At 65.4% G+C, this 19,623-nt stretch carries 15 protein-coding genes; 7 read left to right on the top strand and 8 right to left on the bottom strand.

Features of this window, described 5'->3' with window-relative positions:
* Positions 1-52 precede the first annotated feature (52 nt).
* Positions 53-1,513: a TolC family protein gene (locus HWX09_RS23050; protein WP_027785961.1), complete on the bottom strand. Its 1,461-nt coding sequence runs from the start codon at positions 1,511-1,513 to the stop codon at positions 53-55.
* Between the two features lie 77 nt (positions 1,514-1,590).
* On the opposite strand from HWX09_RS23050, the gene HWX09_RS23045 reads away from it, so the two are divergent.
* From HWX09_RS23045 to HWX09_RS23030, 4 genes are all read left to right on the top strand, one after another.
* Positions 1,591-2,208 carry a TetR/AcrR family transcriptional regulator gene (locus tag HWX09_RS23045; protein ID WP_027785962.1) on the top strand — a complete coding sequence of 206 codons (618 nt, stop codon included), beginning with the start codon at positions 1,591-1,593 and terminating at the stop codon, positions 2,206-2,208.
* A gap of 82 nt (positions 2,209-2,290) precedes the next feature.
* Entirely contained in the window at positions 2,291-3,409 is a 1,119-nt protein-coding gene (locus HWX09_RS23040) for an efflux RND transporter periplasmic adaptor subunit (RefSeq protein ID WP_027785963.1), read from the top strand.
* Positions 3,406-6,546 (top strand): efflux RND transporter permease subunit, encoded by a 3,141-nt coding sequence (locus HWX09_RS23035; RefSeq protein ID WP_027785964.1) that lies wholly within the window; start codon positions 3,406-3,408, stop codon positions 6,544-6,546. The genes HWX09_RS23040 and HWX09_RS23035 overlap by 4 nt, the downstream gene beginning before the upstream one ends.
* A 34-nt stretch (positions 6,547-6,580) precedes the next feature.
* Complete coding sequence (locus tag HWX09_RS23030; protein ID WP_027785965.1) at positions 6,581-7,387, top strand: oxidoreductase; 807 nt, start codon at positions 6,581-6,583, stop codon at positions 7,385-7,387.
* A 212-nt stretch (positions 7,388-7,599) separates the two neighbouring features.
* Here HWX09_RS23030 and HWX09_RS23025 read toward each other — a convergent pair whose 3' ends face one another.
* The 7 genes from HWX09_RS23025 to HWX09_RS22995 form a co-directional block, all read right to left on the bottom strand.
* Positions 7,600-7,998, bottom strand: coding sequence for a RidA family protein (locus HWX09_RS23025; RefSeq protein ID WP_027785966.1), 399 nt, complete (start codon positions 7,996-7,998; stop codon positions 7,600-7,602).
* Between the two features lie 109 nt (positions 7,999-8,107).
* On the bottom strand, positions 8,108-8,884 hold the full coding sequence (locus tag HWX09_RS23020) for a 1,6-dihydroxycyclohexa-2,4-diene-1-carboxylate dehydrogenase (protein WP_027785967.1): 777 nt from the start codon (positions 8,882-8,884) through the stop codon (positions 8,108-8,110).
* Positions 8,881-9,903: a benzoate 1,2-dioxygenase electron transfer component BenC gene (gene benC, locus HWX09_RS23015; RefSeq protein ID WP_027785968.1), complete on the bottom strand. Its 1,023-nt coding sequence runs from the start codon at positions 9,901-9,903 to the stop codon at positions 8,881-8,883. Before benC ends, HWX09_RS23020 begins: the two co-directional genes overlap by 4 nt.
* A gap of 39 nt (positions 9,904-9,942) precedes the next feature.
* Positions 9,943-10,431 (bottom strand): benzoate 1,2-dioxygenase small subunit, encoded by a 489-nt coding sequence (gene benB / locus HWX09_RS23010; RefSeq protein ID WP_027785969.1) that lies wholly within the window; start codon positions 10,429-10,431, stop codon positions 9,943-9,945.
* Positions 10,428-11,786 (bottom strand): Rieske 2Fe-2S domain-containing protein, encoded by a 1,359-nt coding sequence (locus HWX09_RS23005; protein ID WP_027785970.1) that lies wholly within the window; start codon positions 11,784-11,786, stop codon positions 10,428-10,430. The genes benB and HWX09_RS23005 overlap by 4 nt, the downstream gene beginning before the upstream one ends.
* Positions 11,787-11,902: 116 nt before the next feature.
* Positions 11,903-12,844, bottom strand: coding sequence for a catechol 1,2-dioxygenase (catA, locus tag HWX09_RS23000; protein WP_027785971.1), 942 nt, complete (start codon positions 12,842-12,844; stop codon positions 11,903-11,905).
* Between the two features lie 51 nt (positions 12,845-12,895).
* A complete protein-coding gene (locus HWX09_RS22995; RefSeq protein ID WP_027785972.1) occupies positions 12,896-14,032 on the bottom strand; it encodes a muconate/chloromuconate family cycloisomerase in 1,137 nt (378 codons plus the stop codon).
* 758 nt (positions 14,033-14,790) lie between these two features.
* On the opposite strand from HWX09_RS22995, the gene HWX09_RS22990 reads away from it, so the two are divergent.
* The 3 genes from HWX09_RS22990 to HWX09_RS22980 all read left to right on the top strand — a co-directional run bounded on the left by HWX09_RS22990 (position 14,791) and on the right by HWX09_RS22980 (position 19,483).
* The gene (locus tag HWX09_RS22990) at positions 14,791-16,359 is read left to right on the top strand and encodes a DUF262 domain-containing protein (RefSeq protein WP_080681401.1); all 1,569 of its coding nucleotides are present in this window, start codon (positions 14,791-14,793) and stop codon (positions 16,357-16,359) included.
* Between the two features lie 509 nt (positions 16,360-16,868).
* Positions 16,869-18,341, top strand: a complete 1,473-nt coding sequence (locus HWX09_RS22985) for a benzaldehyde dehydrogenase (RefSeq protein ID WP_027785973.1) — start codon at positions 16,869-16,871, stop codon at positions 18,339-18,341.
* A gap of 14 nt (positions 18,342-18,355) precedes the next feature.
* Positions 18,356-19,483 (top strand): NAD(P)-dependent alcohol dehydrogenase, encoded by a 1,128-nt coding sequence (locus HWX09_RS22980; RefSeq protein ID WP_027785974.1) that lies wholly within the window; start codon positions 18,356-18,358, stop codon positions 19,481-19,483.
* Positions 19,484-19,623 lie beyond the last annotated feature (140 nt).

The raw sequence follows: 19,623 nt of genomic DNA, 5'->3' as shown, positions 1-19,623 counted from the left end.
CGCGATCGGTCGGCGCTTGTCCGGCCCGACCGATCAGGTTTCGACGATACCGCTACCGGCTCGCGACGGCCTGCGCTTGCGGCGCCTGCCAGCCACCGCCAAGCGCCTTGAACGCAGCCACTGCCGCGCGCGCCGATTCGGTTCGTGCCTGCACGCGTTCATCCGATGCGCGCAACAGGCTTTCGTCGGCCTGCAACACCTCGATCAGGCTGACCACCCCTTTCTGGTAGGCCGCGAACGATGCCGCGCGCGCGCGGCCGAGCGAATTCACGCCGTCGCCCAGAATGGCCGCCTGCTCGTCACGCTTGACGAGCGCCGAGAACGCGTTTTCGACGTCCTCGGTGGCGTGCAGCGCCGCGAGCCGATACGCGGCCAGCATTTCGGCATCCTGCCCTTTGGCCTGCGCGATCTGCGCATTGATCCGGCCGAAGTCGAACAGGCGCCAGCGCAGGCCGAGCACGCCCGCAGCCTGGTTCGCGCCGCCGGCAAACAGGTTGCCCGCGCCCATCGTCGTCGCGCTGCCGATCAGCCCGCTCAACGAGAACTTCGGGTAATACTCGGCGATGGCCATGCCGATGCGCGCGTTCGACGCCGCCACGCGCCGCTCGGCGACGATCAGGTCGGGCCGGCGCCGGAGCAGTTCGCCGGGCGTGCCCGTCGCCGCGATCCGCGGCGCCGCCGGAACCTCGCCGCCGGCGAGCAATTCCGCGCGGTGCGTGCCGGGCTGCGAGCCGAGCATCACGTCGAGCGCATTCATCGCCGCGTCCAGCGCCGCTTCGAGCACCGGCACCGTGGCGCGCACCTGCGCGAGCGCGCCTTCGGCCTGCCTCACCTGAAGCTCCGCCGCGAGGCCCTTTCCATAGAGCAGGTTGAGGGTCGACAGCAAATCCTGCTCGGTCCGCACCTGGCGCCGAGCGACGTCGAGCCGGCCCTGCAACCCGCGAATTGTGATGTAGGTATCCGCGGTTTGCGCGGCGACGGCGAGCCGCGTCGCGACCGCCGCCGCTTCGGATGCCTGATAGTCGGCGAGCGCCGCTTCGCGGCCGCGGCGCAATCCGCCGAATACGTCCAGCTCCCAGCTCGCGTTGAAATCGGCCTCGTAGTCGCTGCCATGTCGATCGAAACCCGGCGTCGAATTCAACACGCGCCCCAGCGGCGTTTCGACCGACTGGTAGACGCGCGCCGCCTGACCGGTCACATTGCCGGACGGCAGCAGCGCCGCATTCGCCGCACCGAGGCCTGCGCGCGCTTGCGCGACGCGCGCCGCGGCCTGCGCAAGATCGAGATTCTGCGCGAGCGCCAGCGTGACGAATCGCGTCAGTTGCGGATCGCCGAAGCCCGTCCACCACGTCGCGAGTTCGGCGGCGGCCGCCGCGTGGCGCTGGTCCACGGCATGCTGGCCCTCGAACTGCCGCGGCATCGCCACGTCCGGCCGCACATAGTCGGGACCGACGGCACATCCCGCCGACAAGGTGGCGGCCAGCGCCGCGGCAATGATGGGTTTGGGTAGCATGAGGGCTTTAGCAAGAATCCGATAGTGACTATAATACCAAATAGTCACTCGTTGTCCATTCCTGTCCGCTGTCGCCCATGAAAAAAACCCTCCCTTCCGCAGCACCCGCACGCGGCCCGGCCGACCACGACGTCCGGGATCAGATCGTGGCCGCCGCCACCGAGCACTTCAGCCGGTACGGCTATGAAAAGACGACCGTGTCGGACCTCGCGAAGGCGATCGGCTTCTCGAAGGCCTATATCTACAAGTTCTTCGAGTCGAAACAGGCGATCGGCGAAATGATCTGCGCGAACTGCCTGCACGAGATCGAAACGGACGTCCGCGCGGCCGTCGCCGAGGCCGAACTGCCCACCGAAAAGCTGCGGCGGATGTTCAGGGTCTTTACCGAAGCGAGCCTGCGGCTCTTCTTCCGCGACCGCAAGCTGTACGACATCGCGGCGTCGGCCGCCACCGAAAACTGGCGGTCGGTGCAGGCCTACGAGGCACGCGTGCAGAAGCTGCTGCAGGAGGTGCTGCAGGAAGGCCGGCAAAGCGGCGAGTTCGAGCGCAAGACGCCGCTGGACGAAACCGCGACGGCCATCTATCTCGTGATGCGGCCGTACCTGAATCCGCTGCTGCTGCAATACAACCTCGACACGACCGACGCCGCGCCCGCCCAACTGTCCAGCCTCGTCCTCCGCAGCCTCGCGCCGTGATGCGTCACCGTTTGTGACTATTGACTATATTGGTCACTAGATACACAATGAAAGCCCCGATCACTTCGTCACTGGGTCTTTCATGGTTCGGCATCGCCTCGCTTTCTTCGCAGTCACTTGCGCACTGCCCCTCGCGTTAGCCGCCTGCAGCGGAAAAACGCCTTCGGATCCGCGCACGGAGGCGCCGCTCGTGCGTACCGCCCTCGTGCAGACGGCCGCTCCCGCGTCGCGCTCGTTCACCGGAACCGTCGCCGCGCGCGTGCAGAGCGATCTCGGGTTCCGGGTATCCGGCAAGGTGCTGGAGCGGCTCGTCGATACCGGGCAAACGGTCCGGCGCGGCCAACCGCTGATGCGGCTCGACCCGATCGACCTGAAGCTCGCGGCGCGCGCGCGCGACGAGGCAGTCGCCGCCGCACGGGCCCGGGCGCGACAGACCGCCGAGGACGAAGCCCGCTACCGCGACCTGCGCGGCAGCGGCGCGATATCGGCATCCGCCTACGACCAGGTCAAGGCGGCCGCCGATGCCGCGAAAGCCCAGCTCAGCGCCGCCGAAGCCGACGCCGACGTCGCGCGCAATGCGACCGGCTATGCGCAACTCGTCGCGGACGGCGACGGCGTGGTGATGGAAACGCTCGCGGAGCCCGGTCAGGTCGTCAGCGCGGGCCAGCCCGTGGTGCGGCTCGCGCACGCCGGCAGCCGCGAGGCCGTGATCGCGTTGCCCGAAACCCTGCGCCCGACGCTCGGCTCGGTCGCGCAGGCCGGGCTGTTCGGCAAGCCGGACGTCAGCGTCCCCGCGACGCTGCGCCAGCTTTCCGACACCGCCGACGCCAGGACGCGGACCTTCGAAGCGCGCTACGTGCTGCAGGGCGCGCTGGCCGATGCCCCGCTGGGCGCGACCGTCACGATCCGCATACTGGACGACGCGCACGCGGCGCCGCAAGGCGGCATGCAGGTGCCGATCGGCGCGCTGCTGGACGCGGGCAACGGGCCCGGTGTCTGGGTCGTCGCCGGCGAACCGGCCAAGGTGGCGTGGCGGCCCGTCAAGGTCGAGCATCTCGACGACGACAGCGCGCGCGTGTCCGGCACACTGAAGCCGGGCGAGCGCGTCGTCGCGCTGGGCGCGCAATTGCTGCACGACGGCCAGCCGGTCCGTGTATCGGCGCAGGCCGCCAAGATCGCGAGCGAAGGAGCACGATCGTGAGCGAAGGCCGATTCAATCTGTCGGCGCTCGCCGTGCGCGAGCGCGCGATCACGCTGTTCCTGATCTGCCTGATCTCGCTGGCCGGGCTCGTGTCGTTCTTCAAGCTGGGCCGCGCGGAAGACCCGGCATTCACGGTCAAGGTGATGACCATCGTCACCGCATGGCCGGGCGCCACCGCGCAGGAAGTGCACGACCAGGTCGCCGAAAAGATCGAAAAGCGCCTGCAGGAGCTGCGCTGGTACGACCGGAGCGAAACCTATACGCGGCCCGGCCTCGCGTTCACGACGTTGACGCTGCTCGACGGCACCCCGCCGTCGGAAGTGCAGGAGCAGTTCTATCAGGCACGGAAAAAGATCGGCGACGAGGCGAACAATCTTCCGTCGGGCGTGATCGGGCCGATGGTCAACGACGAATACGCGGACGTCACCTTCGCGCTCTTCGCGTTGAAGGCCAAGGGCGAACCGCAGCGGCTGCTGGTGCGCGATGCCGAAACGCTGCGCCAGCGGCTGCTGCACGTGGCGGGCGTGAAGAAGATCAACATCATCGGCGAGCAGGCCGAGCGCATCTACGTGCAGCTGTCGCACGACCGGCTCGCGACGCTCGGCGTGAGCCCGCAGGAAGTATTCGCGGCACTCAACGGCCAGAACGCGCTGACGCCGGCCGGCTCCGTCGAGACCCGCGGGCCGGAGATCTTCATCCGCCTGGACGGCGCGTTCGACAAGCTGCAGACGATTCGCGACACGCCGATCGTCGTGCAGGGCCGCACGCTGAAGCTGTCCGACATCGCCACCGTCGAGCGCGGCTATGAAGATCCGGCGACCTTCATGATCCGCAACAACGGCGAACCGGCGCTGCTGCTCGGCGTCGTGATGCGCGACGGCTGGAACGGGCTCGACCTCGGTCGGGCACTGGACGGCGAAGTCGGCGCGATCAATCGCGAGCTGCCGCTCGGCATGAGTCTGACCAAGGTCACCGATCAGGCGGTCAACATCAGCTCCGCGGTCGACGAATTCATGATCAAGTTCTTCGCCGCGCTGCTGGTGGTGATGCTGGTGAGCTTCGTCAGCATGGGCTGGCGCGTCGGCCTCGTCGTCGCCGCGGCCGTGCCGCTGACGCTGGCCATCGTGTTCGTGGTCATGGCCGCCACGGGCAAGAACTTCGACCGCATCACGCTCGGCTCGCTGATCCTCGCGCTCGGGCTGCTGGTCGACGACGCGATCATCGCGATCGAAATGATGGTCGTGAAGATGGAGGAAGGCTACGGCCGCGTGGCGGCGTCGGCCTATGCGTGGAGCCATACGGCCGCGCCGATGCTGGCCGGCACGCTGGTGACCGCGGTCGGTTTCATGCCCAACGGTTTCGCGCGATCCAGTGCCGGCGAATACACCAGCAACATGTTCTGGATCGTCGGGATCGCGCTGATCGCATCGTGGGTCGTCGCGGTGGTCTTCACGCCCTATCTCGGCGTGAAGATGCTGCCCGACTTCAGGAAGGTCGAAGGCGGGCACGACGCGATCTACGACACGCCCCGCTACAACCGCTTCCGTCGGTTGCTGACGCGCGTGATCGCACGTAAATGGCTGGTTGCCGGGTCGGTCGTCGGCCTGTTCGTGCTCGCCATTCTCGGCATGGCGATCGTCAAGAAACAGTTCTTTCCGATCTCCGATCGCCCCGAAGTGCTCGTCGAGGTGCAGATGCCGTATGGCACCTCCATCTCGCAAACGAGCGCCGCGACGAAAAAGGTGGAAGCGTGGCTCGCCAAACAGAAGGAGGCCGAGATCGTCACCGCGTACGTCGGGCAAGGCGCGCCGCGTTTCTATCTGGCGATGGGGCCCGAGCTGCCCGATCCGTCGTTCGCGAAGATCGTGATTCGCACGGACAGCCAGGACGCACGCGATGCGCTGAAGGCACGACTGCGGCGCGCGATCGCGGACGGCCTGGCGCCCGAAGCGCGCGTGCGCGTGACGCAACTCGTGTTCGGCCCGTACTCGCCGTTCCCGGTGGCCTATCGGATCACGGGCCCCGATCCGGACAAGCTGCGCGGCATCGCGGCCGCCATCGAACGCGTGATGAACCGCAGCCCGATGATGCGCACGGTCAACGCCGACTGGGGCACGCGCGCGCCGACGCTGCACTTCACGTTGCAGCAGGACCGACTGCAGGCGGTGGGGCTGACCTCGAGCGCCGTCGCACAGCAACTGCAGTTCCTGCTCACCGGCGTACCCGTGACCGAGGTGCGCGAGGATATCCGCACCGTGCAGGTGATCGCGCGTTCGGGCGGCGATGCGCGGCTCGATCCGGCGCGGCTCGGCGACTTCACGCTGGCCGGCGCGAACGGGCAGCGGGTTCCGCTATCGCAGGTCGGCAAGGTCGACGTGCGGATGGAGGAGCCGATCATGCGCTGGCGCGACCGCGTGCCGACGATCACGGTACAGGGCGACATCGCCGACGGCTTGCAGCCGCCGGACGTCTCGACGGCCATCACCAGGCAGCTTCAGCCGATCATGGACACGCTGCCGGGCGGCTACCGCATCGAACAGGCGGGCTCGATCGAGGAATCGGCCAAGGCGACGACGGCCATGGCGCCGCTGTTCCCGATCATGCTGGCGGTGACGCTGATCATCATCATCTTCCAGGTGCGCTCGATTTCCGCGATGGTGATGGTGTTTCTGACGAGCCCGTTGGGATTGATCGGCGTGGTGCCGACACTGATTCTGTTCCGGCAACCGTTCGGCATCAACGCGTTGGTCGGGCTCGTTGCACTGTCCGGCATCCTGATGCGCAACACGCTGATCCTGATCGGGCAGATTCACCAGAACGAACAGGCGGGACTGGATCCGTTCCATGCGGTCGTCGAAGCGACCGTGCAGCGTGCGCGCCCGGTGATCCTGACGGCCATGGCGGCGGTGCTCGCGTTCATTCCGCTGACCCATTCGGTGTTCTGGGGAACGCTCGCGTACACGCTGATCGGCGGCACGTTCGCCGGCACGGTGCTGACGCTGGTGTTCCTGCCGGCCATGTACGCGATCTGGTTCAGGATCAGGCCGGGCCATGCCGCCGGCTCGCATCACGGCCGGCATGAACCGGCATCGCCGGGCGAGCGCGCGCTTCAGCCCGCGCTCGATGCCCGCGATTGACACTCCCCCATTCACCGTATCGAAGGAAGCAGCCATGTCGAATTCCACCGTCGTCGTCGTGACCGGCGTGTCGTCGGGTATCGGGTGCGCGAGCGCGGAGCAGTTTGCCCGGCGCGGGTGCCGGGTGTTCGGCACCGTACGCAGCATTGCCGGCACCGCACCCGTCGCCGGCGTCGAGTTGATCGAGATGGACGTGCGTGACGATGCGTCCGTTCGATCCGGAATCCAAACGATCATCGATCGCGCCGCACGGATCGACGTGCTCGTCAACAATGCGGGAACGAGCCTGATCGGCGCGGTGGAGGAAACGTCGGTGATCGAAGCGGCCGCTTTGTTCGACACCAACGTGTTCAGCATCCTGCGCACGGCGCAAGCGGTGCTGCCGCACATGCGCGCACGACGCGGCGGACGCATCGTCAACGTCAGCTCGGTGCTCGGATTCCTGCCGGCGCCGTACATGGGCCTCTATGCGGCGTCCAAGCATGCGCTCGAGGGATTGACCGAAACGCTGGATCACGAGGTGCGCCAGTTCGGCATTCGTGCGACGCTGGTCGAACCGTCGTTTACGCGGACCAACCTCGACGTCAATGCGCCGCAGACCGGCGCACGAATCGACGATTACGGCCGCGAACGCGCGCTCGCCGCACGCGCCGTCGTCGACAGCGTCAAAGCTGCCCCGCCCCCCGGCGGCGTGGCCGATACCATCGTCGAAGCCGCGCTCGGCGCGTGGCGCATGCGGCGCACGCCGCGGGGCGAAGCCTCGCTCCTGAGCAAGCTGCGGCGCTTCATGCCGGCCGGGCCCGTCGATTCGAGCCTGCGCAAGAAATTCCGGCTCGCTTGATGCGGCGCGAGCGGCCCGTGCCGAGGCCGCCCGTCATCGACGTGCACCGGCCATCGCGACACGCCGCAGCGCGCCCCGGCCGTCACTTGCACGAATAGTTCGCCGCGTCCCTGATCGACCCCGAGCCGTTGTACGCGGCCTTCATCGGATACATGCATACGGGCTGGCCGCCGACCCGGTTTTACCCCGGCGCGGGCGTCGTGCCGCCGCGACTAGGCCCGCAGCACCGCCACCGCCTTGATCTCCACGATATAGCCGGGCGAGCCGCCGAGCATGTGCGCGCCGATCGCGGTCCACGCCGGCCGCGGATGCGCATGGAAATAGCGGTCGCGCACCTGCATGAACAACGGCAGGTCGCGCATGTCGGTATGGAAGGTCGTGAGGTCGACCACGTCGTCGAGCGACGCGCCGCCGGCCTCCAGCACGCGCCTGAGGTTCTCGAACGCCTGCACGATCTGGGCTTCGCGGTCCTCGACCAGCTGCATCGCCGCGTCGCGGCCGATCTGGCCGGACACGTAAACGGTATCGCCGACCTTGATCGCCGGCGCATAGCCGATTTTTTCGTACACGACTTCCATGCCGGCCGGGATGATCGCTTCGCGTTTGCTCATGAGTGTCTCCGTGGCCGCGCTTGCCGCGCCGGCCGGTTATGTGATGGTCGCCGTGCGCCCGGCCGCGGCGCGTGCACCTGTGCAGCAAGCAAATCGGCAGGCGCGCCCGTCAACCCGTATCCCCACCCGCGACCGGCAGCACCGTACCGGTGATATAGCTCGCCTCGTCCGACGCGAGGAACAGGATCGGCGCGATCTGTTCGTCGAGGCTGCCGTAGCGCTTGAAGTACGTCGATTCGGTCACCTGCCGCACGGCCTCGCCCATCCACGCCTGCTCCTGCTCGGTATCGCCGGCCGCATTGCGCGGCACGCGGCGCGGCGGCGCGCTGGTGCCCCCCGGCGCGGTGGCGACGACGCGGATGTTGTGTTCCGCGTATTCCATCGCGAGCGCCGACGTCAACGCGTTCACGCCGCCCTTCGCCGCGGAGTACGGCACGCGGCGAATGCCGCGCGTCGCGTTCGACGAGATGTTGACGATCGTGCCGCCGCCGCGTGCGATCAGGTGCGGCAGCACGGCATGACACGTATAGAGCGTCGGCATCAGCGAGCGGCGGATTTCCGCGTCGATCTGCGCCGGCTCGAACTCGGCGAACGGCCGCATGCGGATCGCGCCGCCGACGCCGTTGATCAGGATGTCGATGCCGCCGAAGGCCTGCACCGCGCACGCGATCGCCGCATGCGCGCCGTCGTACGTCTCGAGATCAGCGACGAAGCCCGCCGTGTCGCCGCCCGGCGCTTGCGCGGCCACCTCGGCCACGAACTCCGCGCGATCGACGAACAGCACCTTGCCGCCCTCGGCCGCCGCGCGCAGCGCGACACCGCGGCCGATGCCCTGCGCCGCGCCGGTGACGACGACGACCTTGCCGGAGAATCGTTGCATGGTCATGCCGCCTTTGCCGTGACGTTGGGGGTGAACTTCTCGTAGTGGAAGCTGTTCGGCTTCACGCCTGCGTCGTCGAAGTACTGGCGCACCGCATCGACCATCGGCGGCGGCCCGCACAGATACACGTCGACGTCGCCATCGTTCAGCGCGTCGGCCGGGATGTGCTGCGTGACCCAGCCCTTGCGCGGATGGCTCGACGCGGCGTCCGCGACGACCGTCGCGAAGCTGAAGTTCGGCAGTTTCGCCGCAAGCGCTTCGATCGCGTCGACCAGCACGAGATCGAGATCGCGCGTGACGCCGTATACCAGGTGCACCTTCTGCCGCGACCCGCTGCGCGCGAGCACGTCGAGCATCGACAGGAACGGCGCGAGACCCGTGCCGCCAGCGAGGAACAGCAGCGGCCGCGCGACGTCGCGCAGGTAGAAGCTGCCGAGCGGCCCGTGCAGGTCGAGCGTGTCGCCCGGCCGCGCCGATTCGAGCCACGTGCTCATCACGCCGCCGGGAATCTTCTTGATCAGGAAGCCGACCTTCGCGTCGCCCGGCGCGGACGAGAACGAATACGAGCGGTGCTGACCGCTGCCCGGCACGTCGATGTTCACGTACTGGCCCGGCAGGAACACCGGCGCACCCGCGCCGACGTCGAGTTCGAGCACGACGGCCGCATCGTTGTGCTGCTGGACCTTCGTGACCGTCGCGGCAAAGCTGCTCTGCCCGGTCTTGCAGGCGACCGACGACGTCGGCACCGCGATCACGCAATCGCTTTGCGGCACCATCTGGCACGTCAGTACGAGGCCGCCCGCCTTTTCGTCCTCGGTGAGCGCGTCGCCGATGTAATCGTCGCCGAGGTCGTAGCGGCCGCTTTCGGCGCGGCACTTGCAGGTGCCGCACACGCCGTCGGAACAATCCATCGGAAGGTTGATCTTCGCGCGAAAGGCCGCGTCGAGCACCTTCTCGCCGGCCTTGCAATCGATGAAGCGGGTCACCCCGTCATCGAAATTCAGTGCAATGTTGTAGGTGGACATGGCGTCGCCTCCCTTTCCTTCCTGTCGAAACAATCGGCGTCAGACGTGATACACGTCGAGCACCTGCCGGATGTAATCGTTCTTCAGCACGATCTTCTTGTGCGAGATCAGCAGCGCGTCGTTCACCTTGCGCAACGTGACGAACATCGTGCCGAAGAAGTGATCGGTCACGCGGTAACGGTGGTTCAGCGTGTGAAAGTTGTAGCGCACGTCCACCTCGCCGTCGCGTTCGGCCAGCACCTCGACGTTCGTCACGTTGTGGCAGGTGCGCGGCTCGGGCGTCGACGCGCCGCTGCGCTCGGTCTTGATCCGGAACACGCGATCCTCGAGGCCGCCGCGATCCGCGTAGTACATCAGCGAGATCTGGCTGGCCGGGTCGTCGGTCGGACGGTCGTCGTCGTCCCACGCGGGCATCCAGTACGTGACGTCCTCGGTGTAGCAGGTCAGCCATTCGTCCCACTCGCGATCGTCGAGCAGGCGCGCTTCGCGATACAGCGTCGCGCAAATCGTCCGGTAATCGAAGCTCATGCCGCCACCTCCCCGCGTTCCTTCTTCAGCGCATCGCGCATCACGTGCACCCAGTGTTCGTGCTGGCACACGAACAGCCCTTCGTCCTCGCTGCGCTCACCCGAAATACGCGGATTCAGCCCCATCTTTCTCGCGTTCTCGTCCGGCCCGTCGATCCACAGCGGCGCGCCGCGCGACAGGTCGTTCCACATCGCCGTGATGCCCGCATAGCCGGCCTGGCACGCGCGGAACTCCTCGAGATCGTCGGCCGTGCCCATGCCGGTCACGTTGAAGAAATCCTCGTACTGGCGAATCCGTGTCGTGCGATCCGCTTCACTCTCGCCCTTCGGCGCGAAACAGAAGATCGTGACCTCGGTCCTGTCGACGCCGAGCGGCCGCACCACGCGAATCTGCGTGCTGAACTGGTCCATCAGGAACACGTTCGGGTACACGCACAGATTGCGCGTCTGGTTCACGATGAAGTCGGCCTGCACGTCGCCGACGCGCGCACGGATTTCGTCGCGGTGCTGGTACACGGGCCGCACTTCCGGATTCATCGTGCGGGTCCACAGCAGGATGTGGCCGTGATCGAAGCCGTACACGCCCGCGACCGACTTGCTCCAGCTGTTCGCGTCGACCGCCTTGGTGCCGTCTTCCTTGCGGCGGCCCATCGTCGCCGCATAGTTCCAGTGCACCGTGCTGACGTGATAGCCGTCGCAGCCATTCTCCATCTGCATCTTCCAGTTGCCTTCGTAGATGTAGGACGAGTTGCCGCGCAGCACTTCGAGCCCGTTCGGCGCCTGGTCGACGATCTGGTCGATGATCACGCGCGCTTCGCCGAGGTAGTCCTCGAGCGGCAGCACGTCGGCGTTGAGGCTACCGAACAGGAAGCCGCGATAGTTCGCGAAGCGCGCGACCTGCTTCAGGTCGTGCGAGCCGTGCGTGTTGAACTGCACCGGGTACTCGGTCGTCTTCTCGTCCTTCACCTTCAGCAGCTTGCCGGTGTTCGAGAAGGTCCAGCCGTGGAACGGGCACGTGAAGCTGCCCTTGTTGCCGTGCTTGCGGCGGCACAGCATCGCGCCCTTGTGCGCACATGCGTTGATGACCGCATGCAGCTCGCCGGTCTTGTCGCGCGTGATGACGATCGGCTGGCGGCCGATCCACGTCGTGTAGTAATCGTTGTTGTCCGGAATCTGGCTTTCGTGCGCCAGGTACACCCAGTTGCCCTCGAAGATGTGCTTCATCTCGAGCTCGTACAGTTCCGCGTTCGTGAAGATGTCGCGGCGGCAGCGGAAGATGCCGGCCTCCTTGTCATCCTGCACGGCGGTGTCGAGCAGGTGATCCAGTGTGTCGGTGTGGTCGATCGTGGCGGACATGATGGCTCCTCCCATGCGCGTGCCGCGTCCTGCAAGCACGCTCGCATCGGTATCGGTTGAATCTCGGGGGACCGGCCGGCAGCGGCGGCGCAGGCGCGTCGCCGTGCCGCCGGCGGTTATGCCGCGGCGGTAGCCCGCGGGCGTTCGACGATCTGGTTGTCCTGGCCTTGCACCAGCGGCGTCAGCACGACGTTGAACTCGATGTCCTGGTACGCGTCGGCCTTCATGCCGAGCGCCGTGCCACCGGTCCTGGCGACCACGGGTGGAATCAGCTCCTCGCGCGTCGCATACGCGAAGTCGTCCCAGATCAGCGGATCGCCGTCGATGTTGAACTGCGTCGTCAGCTTGCGGTGATCGGGACCGTCGACGAAGAAGTGCACGTGCGCGGGACGGTTGCCGTGACGGCCGAGGCGGTTCAGCAGTTGCTGCGTCGCGCCCTGCGGCGGGCAGCCGTAGCCGACCGGCATCAGCGTGCGGAATTCGTATTTGCCGTCCGCGCCCGTCCTCACCGCGCCGCGCAGATTGAAATCGCTCTGCGCGCCGGTCGGGTCGAAGTGCGAGTAGAAACCGTGCGAGTTCGCGTGCCAGCACTCGACCAGCGCGCCGGCCACCGGCTTGCCGTCGAGGCCCGTGACCGTGCCGTGGATCACGAGCGGGCCCGCGCCGTCGTCCGCGTCGAGGTCGATCTTCGCGACGCCTTCGCGCACCGGTGCGCCGGCCACGTACAGCGGCCCTTCGATCGTGCGCGGCGTGCCGCCGTTCAGGCCGATCGCTTCGTCCTCGGCGTCCATCCGGATGTCGAGATATTTCTCGAGACCGAGGCCGGCGGCGAGCAGCGCCGCTTCGCCATCCTGACCAAGCTTGTTCAGGTAGTTCACGCCGGCCCACACTTCGTCGGGCGTGATGTCGAGATCGTCGATCGCCTTGAACAGGTCGCCGAGCAGGCGCAGCACGATCTGCTGCGTACGTGCGTCGCCCTTCGTGCCGTTCGCGCCCGCGTTCGACGCGGCCTTCAGCAGGTCCTGCACTTCCTTGGTATCGAAAACTTTGACGCTCATGATGCTGTCTCCACGTGTATTTGGGGGAATGACGGTCTTTGCCTGACTCGATTACCGCACGACTTTCGTCAGCCCGTCGCGGGTGAAGCGCCTGACCTTGTCCTCGTCGAGCGCGATGCCGAGACCGGGGCCGTCCGGCACGGTCAGTTCGAAGTCGCTGTAATCCAGCGGCTGCGTCAGGATTTCCTCGGTGATCAGCAGTGGCCCGAACAGCTCGGTGCCCCACTGCAGGTTCGCGACACTCGCGAACAGGTGCGCGGACGCCACCGTGCTGAACGCACCTTCGAGCATCGTGCCGCCGTACAGTTCGATGCCGGCCGCGTCCGCGATCGCGGCCACGCGCTGCGCGGCGAAGAGTCCGCCGCTCTGTTCGATCTTGATCGCGAACACGTCCGCGCCGTGATGCTTCGCGATGTCGAATGCGCTGTCGGGGCCCTGCAGGATTTCATCGGCCATCAGCGCGACGGGGAAGCGGCGCATCAGGCGCGCCAGCGCCGCGGCGGAAGCCACCGGCTGCTCGACCAGCTCGCAGCCCGCATCGGCCAGCGCCGGAATCGCGCGGGCGGCCTGCGTTTCGCTCCACGCCATGTTCACGTCGACGCGCACCGACGCGCGATCGCCGAGCGCCTTCTTGATCTCGGCCACGTGGCGGATATCCGTTTTCGGCGCCTTCGCGCCGATCTTCAGCTTGAATACGTTGTGGCGGCGCAGGTCGAGCATCCGCTCGGCTTCCGCGATGTCGCTGGACGTATCGCCCGACGCGAGCGTCCATGCAACCGGCAGGCGATCCCGGCGGCGCCCGCCGAGCAGTTCACTGACGGGCACACCGAGCCGCTTGCCGTGCGCGTCGAGCAGCGCGGTTTCGAGCGCGCTCTTCGCGAAGTGGTTGACCTTCGCGAGCTTGCCGACGAACGCCATGAGCGTCTGGACGCGCGTCGCATCCTTGCCGACGATCGCGGGTGCGAGGTACGCGTCGATCGCGAGCTTCATCGCTTCCGGGCTTTCCGGGCCGTAGGCCATCCCGGCGATCGTCGTCCCTTCGCCGATACCGGCCACGCCGTCGCTGCAGAACACCTTCACGAGCATCAGCGTCTGGCCGTGCATGGTGGCCACCGACAGCTTGTGCGGGCGGATCGTCGGCAGGTCGACGAGGCGGGTTTCGATGCGTTCGATGGTGGCGGAGGACATGGGGTGCGCTGCGTGGGGGGAGTTCATGGGAGGGATTTATACGCGGCGGGGAAATGGAGCGTCCAATACTTTTGGTCGGGATTTTTGATACCTGGTGGGTATGGAAATCTGGATCATGATGGGGAATATTGCGTCGCACCATACCTGATTTAGCTAGATATGCGGGCTGGGAGGGTTGCTGGAGCGTGGTCGGGCGGGTGCGGGATATTGCGTGGGCTGGGGTGCGACGCGGTTGCTTTCTGCAGCGGGAAAATTGGCTGAAATCGGCGGCTGGCCGGAGTCGGTCAGGGTTTTCCTGAGGAGAAAGCGGTGGCGCGGGACGCGCCGGCGTTCGGTTTCTTCGGTTTCCGAGAACGACGGAAAGGAAGTGGAAAGGCAGGTATTGGTCTCCGTCGCCGATCTTGATTGTTCATCAGAATGTCGACGGCAGCTATCCGCCATCTACGGCCGTCTGCTCTCACGCGGACGGTCAAATGTCGCCTTGGCCTACACAGCGGACTTTCGCAAGCTGACCATGTAGGTCGGTCCTGGACCATCATTGATAACCGGTCCTTCCTGTAGGGTTGTTGCCAACGACGCAAGAATTGCCGCCGCCGAACCGGAAGCGGAAGCGGAAACGGAAGTGGAAGCGGAAAGATTTACGGAAAAGCTTACAAGCGTTTATGATGTAGCGAATTCAGTGCCCCAGCTTGTCGCGCTGGGCCGCGGACGCCGGACATAACGCATAATTCGTCGAATTTTCGGGAAAGGTGAACCTTATGAGTGATGCACTCACAATTAGAAAGCTGATAGATCGAATTTCGTCTGGCGATATTCGCATACCTGCATTCCAAAGAAATTTTGTGTGGGAGCCGGATCAAGTTGCTTTCTTGTTGGATAGCATTTATAAGGGATTTCCAATTGGCACCATTATTTTGTGGAAAACAGATACGCGCCTGAAGGCCGAAAAACGCATGGGTTACTTCACGTTACCCGAGCCGCAGAAAGATTATCCGGTCAACTACGTTCTTGATGGCCAGCAACGATTAACGAGTCTTTTTAGCGTTTTCCAGACTGATTTAGAGCCAGAAAGTGACGAATGGGTTGACGTTTATTTCGATATGCTTGCACAAGAGACAGTGCAAGAATCACTGTTCGTTGCGCTTGAAACGGCAGAGGTCGATGCCAATCGACATTTTCCTGTCAAGACATTGTTTGACACCGTAGCATACCGGAAGGCTACAAGTACGTTTTCAGATGAAAAGCTTGAACGTCTGGATGATTTGCAGGCGCGATTTAAAGAGTATTTGGTTCCAAACGAAGTATTCGAATCAGACGATCGAAACAAGGTTGCGATCGTTTTCGAACGAATCAATCGCGCGGGAACTGATCTTAACGTTTTCGAACTACTTTCTGCATGGAGTTGGTCTGAAGAATTCGATCTTGTAGAAAAATTCTCCACTCTTCAAGATGCTATTGCGGACCACGGATTTGATGACCTCGGCGATGACCGTGATCTACAGCTCAGAATCTGTGCCGGAGTCATCAGCGGAGAGACCACTCCAAAGCGAATTCTGGAACTGAACGGCGAAGAGATCCGAGCAAAGTTTCCGATCATCGAGCGAGGGATTTTGGGCGCGCTGGATTTTTTGAGTAGAGAGGCAAACGTGAAGCATTATAAGATGCTCCCGTTTCCCGGCATCTTAGTTCCGTTAAGCGTTTTCTTTGCGACCGAAAAGGTTGAAGGTCTTAATTATACGGAAAAGCAGAAGCATATGCTACTTCGATGGTTTTGGCGATCTCTTTTCAGTCGGCGCTTTTCTGCTGACGTCAATGAACGCCAGGCGCTGGATATTGTGGAAATGAAAAAACTTGCGGATGACGAGGATCACAGATTCAAATTGCCGCGAACTGAGCTTAAAATAGATTTTGCCAAGGATACTTTTTCGACGGCCAACGCAAACTCGCGCGTTTTAATTCTGCTGTTGAGTTCTGATAATGCGTATTCGTTTCTGAGTGGTGCTAAAGTTGATCCAGATAAGGTCTTAAAAAAAGCCAGCAAACACGAATTCCACCATATTTTCCCGCAAAAATATTTGCAGACATTGGGTGCTGACGAGCGAAGCATAAATGTTTTGGCCAACATTTGCTTCCTTACGCGCGCCGACAACAATACAATTCGTGCGAAAGCCCCGTCGGAGTATTTGGCACGGCTCGATCCGGAGAAAAAGTCGGAGTATCTTGCGAGCGCGTACTGTCCCGCTGATACGGAGAATAAGAGCTACGATGAGTTTATCAATGCTCGTGTAGAACTGCTTGTTGCGCGAGCGCAAGAGCTTATGGCGTAGCTATCATCTGCGTACTCACCTGATGGACAACGCGACAGTGCGACCGCCGACTTTCTCTTGATATTTTGGATGCCGAGTGGCTGCCTCAGGTCGCGAAGGTGTCAGCCGCCTCTCAGGACGGATGGCGGTTGTACCTTTGATAGCTGTCGTCGATATGGCGAGGCTTTCGGCGTCCGCTTCAGTTCGGTAACTGCCGCTCCCGAGAAGCATGAAGAGCGAACGTCCGTCTCGGCGCATCAGCGCGCCGAGCCTTCGGACGCAGCATAGGCGGTACCGCACAACGATATCTGCGTGTCATCCGACGGCATGCGGCAAAGCCTCCCACAGCAACTGTTCAGTTTCCGCACACAGAATCGCAAACACCTCCCAATCCACGCGCCCCTCGCGCGTGGGAAGAAACCCGGATAGCCCCGCTTCTCCACCCCCGCCTACCCTCCCGCGCATGCCGGTCGACGCCCAAGCCAACCAACACCCCCGACCCGGCCGATCCGAATTCCCCAGGAGCGCACATGGATAGCAGCAGCAACCCCGCACTGTTCGACACCGACGTCTGGCGCGGCAAGATCTTCAACGGAAGCTGGCACGCGAGCCCGCACGCGGCCGACGTGATCGAACCGGCGACTGGCAACACGCTCGGCCGCGTCGGCCTCGCCGACGGCGCGGCCGTCGCCGAAGCATCAGCCACCGCACACCGCACCCAGCCCGCATGGTTCGCCCTCCCCTACGACGAGCGCGCAGCGGTCCTGCGCCGCGCCGCAGCGGTCGCGCAAACGCACTTCGACGCGATCGTCGACTGGCTCGTGCGCGAAAGCGGCTCGACGCGCGCGAAGGCGGCGTTCGAAACCTCGGTCACGATCAAGGCGCTCCACGAAGCAGCCAGCCTGCCATCACGCGCAGCCGGCGAAGTGCTCCCGTCCGCAGCCGGCCGGCTGTCGCTCGCGCGCCGCCGCCCGCGCGGTGTGGTCGGCGTGATTTCGCCGTTCAACTTCCCGCTGTACCTCGCGATGCGCGCGGTGGCACCCGCGCTCGCGCTCGGCAACGCGGTCGTGCTGAAGCCCGATCCGCGCACCGCCGTGTGCGGCGGCGTCGCGATCGCGCGCGTGTTCGAGCTCGCCGGCTTGCCCGAAGGCGTGCTGCACGTGCTGCCCGGCGACGGCGCGGCCGGCGCGACGCTGGTCGCCGATCCGCACGTCGCGATGATCCAGTTCACCGGCTCCACCGCGGCCGGGCGCAAGGTCGGCGAAGCGGCGGGCCGCCACCTGAAGAAGGTGTCGCTCGAACTCGGCGGCAAGAACTCGCTGATCGTGCTCGACGATGCCGATCTCGACCGCGCGATCGCCAACACCGCATGGGGCGCGTACCTGCACCAAGGCCAGATCTGCATGGCGACCGGCCGCGTGCTCGTGCAGCGCGCGATTCACGATCGCTTCGTCGCGAAGCTCGTCGAGAAGGCCCAAAGCCTGCGCGTCGGCGACCCCGCCGCCGGCGACGTGGGCCTCGGCCCGCTGATCAACGCCGCGCAACGCGACCATGCCGCGAACCTGGTCGACGCGGCGCGCCGCGCGGGCGCACGCGTCGAGACGGGCGGCGGCCATCGCGGCCTGTTCTTCGAGCCGACGGTACTGAGCGGCGTCGCGCCGGGCAATCCGGCCTTCGACGAGGAAATCTTCGGGCCGGTGGCAGTCGTCGTGCCGTTCGATACCGACGAAGACGCGATCGCGCTCGCGAACCGGACCGAATACGGGCTGTCGATGGCGATCCTGTCGGCCGACGTCGGCCGCGCACTGCGGATCGGCGAGCGCTTGAACACCGGGCTGCTGCACATCAACGACCAGACCGTCAACGACGAGGCGATCAACCCGTTCGGCGGCGTCGGCGCGTCGGGCAATGGCTCGAGCATCGGCGGTGCGGCAAACTGGGAAGAATTCACGCAGTGGCAGTGGCTGACGATCAAGGGCGAAGCGCCGCTCTATCCGATTTGACGAGGAGACCGACCATGTACACCGAACACGATACACGCGCCGTCACCGCGGCCGTCGCGCGCACCGCCGGCGCGCCCTTCTCGATCGAGGCGGCCCGGATCCGCGCGCCGCGCGGCGACGAGGTGCTGGTGCGCGTCGTCGCGACCGGCTTGTGCCACACCGACCTGATCGTGCGCGACCAGTACTATCCGGTACCGCTGCCGGCCGTGCTCGGTCACGAAGGCGCCGGCGTGGTCGAGGCGGTCGGCCCGAACGTGAAGACGCTCGCCGCGGGCGATCACGTCGTGCTGACCTACGGCGCGTGCGGCCACTGCGCGTCGTGCGTCGGCGGTCACGGCGCGTATTGCCGGCAGTTCTTCGCGCTGAATTTCGGCGGCGCCGATGCCGACGGGCAGACCGCGATCCGGGACGAAGCCGGGCAACCGCTGCACGATCATTTCTTCGCGCAGTCGTCGTTCGCGAGCTACGCGCTCGCGCGCGAGAACAACGCGATCAAGGTGCCGAAGGAAGCGCCGCTCGAACTGCTCGGCCCGCTCGGCTGCGGGATCCAGACCGGCGCGGGCGCGGTGATCCATTCGCTCGCGGTGCGCCCGGGCAGCAGCTTCGCGAGCTTCGGCGCGGGCGCGGTCGGCATGAGCGCCGTGATGGCCGCGCGCATCGCGGGCGCGACGACGATCATCGCCGTCGACATCGTGCCGTCGCGGCTCGCGCTGGCGCTCGAGCTCGGCGCGACACACGCGATCAACAGCCGGGAAGTCGACGTCGTCGACGCGATCCGCGAGATCACCGGCGGCGGCGCCGATTTCGCGCTCGAATCGACCGGGCTGCCGGCCGTGCTGTCGCAAGGAATCGAAGCGCTCGGCTCGCGCGGCACGATGGGCGTGGTGGGCGCGCCGAAGCTCGGCACGAAGGCCGAATTCGACGTGAACAGCCTGCTGCTCGGCGGCCACACGATCCGCGGCATCGTCGAAGGCGACAGCGTGCCGCAGACGTTCATCCCGCAGCTCGTGCAACTGCACCTGCAAGGGCGGTTTCCGTTCGACCGGCTGGTGAAGTTCTATCCGCTCGACCAGATCAACCAGGCGGCGGCGGACAGCAGCGACGGGAGCACGCTCAAGCCGATCCTGCGTTTGCCGCATTGAACGCAACGGGCGCCGCCGGCCGCCGATGCAGATCGGCCGCACGCGGCGGCGCCCTTCCCGGAAAAATACCCCGCTTCAGGCACCGGGCTATATTACGCATTCGCGCGACACGCCCGGCCGGCACACCCGGCCCGGACCTC

The sequence above is a fragment of the Burkholderia sp. BCC1208 genome, assembly GCF_902833095.1.
In the GTDB taxonomy this organism is placed as follows: domain Bacteria; phylum Pseudomonadota; class Gammaproteobacteria; order Burkholderiales; family Burkholderiaceae; genus Burkholderia.
This window is presented reverse-complemented; position numbering and strand designations above follow the sequence as displayed.

Bases quoted from the DNA above. Each gene is read 5' to 3' on its own strand.
- HWX09_RS23050 (WP_027785961.1), bottom strand. From the start codon at position 1,513: ATGCTACCCAAACCCATCATTGCCGCGGCGCTGGCCGCCACCTTGTCG.
- HWX09_RS23045 (WP_027785962.1), top strand. From the start codon at position 1,591: ATGAAAAAAACCCTCCCTTCCGCAGCACCCGCACGCGGCCCGGCCGAC.
- HWX09_RS23040 (WP_027785963.1), top strand. From the start codon at position 2,291: ATGGTTCGGCATCGCCTCGCTTTCTTCGCAGTCACTTGCGCACTGCCC.
- HWX09_RS23030 (WP_027785965.1), top strand. From the start codon at position 6,581: ATGTCGAATTCCACCGTCGTCGTCGTGACCGGCGTGTCGTCGGGTATC.
- HWX09_RS23025 (WP_027785966.1), bottom strand. From the start codon at position 7,998: ATGAGCAAACGCGAAGCGATCATCCCGGCCGGCATGGAAGTCGTGTAC.
- HWX09_RS23020 (WP_027785967.1), bottom strand. From the start codon at position 8,884: ATGACCATGCAACGATTCTCCGGCAAGGTCGTCGTCGTCACCGGCGCG.
- benC (WP_027785968.1), bottom strand. From the start codon at position 9,903: ATGTCCACCTACAACATTGCACTGAATTTCGATGACGGGGTGACCCGC.
- benB (WP_027785969.1), bottom strand. From the start codon at position 10,431: ATGAGCTTCGATTACCGGACGATTTGCGCGACGCTGTATCGCGAAGCG.
- HWX09_RS23005 (WP_027785970.1), bottom strand. From the start codon at position 11,786: ATGTCCGCCACGATCGACCACACCGACACACTGGATCACCTGCTCGAC.
- catA (WP_027785971.1), bottom strand. From the start codon at position 12,844: ATGAGCGTCAAAGTTTTCGATACCAAGGAAGTGCAGGACCTGCTGAAG.
- HWX09_RS22995 (WP_027785972.1), bottom strand. From the start codon at position 14,032: ATGTCCTCCGCCACCATCGAACGCATCGAAACCCGCCTCGTCGACCTG.
- HWX09_RS22990 (WP_080681401.1), top strand. From the start codon at position 14,791: ATGAGTGATGCACTCACAATTAGAAAGCTGATAGATCGAATTTCGTCT.
- HWX09_RS22985 (WP_027785973.1), top strand. From the start codon at position 16,869: ATGGATAGCAGCAGCAACCCCGCACTGTTCGACACCGACGTCTGGCGC.
- HWX09_RS22980 (WP_027785974.1), top strand. From the start codon at position 18,356: ATGTACACCGAACACGATACACGCGCCGTCACCGCGGCCGTCGCGCGC.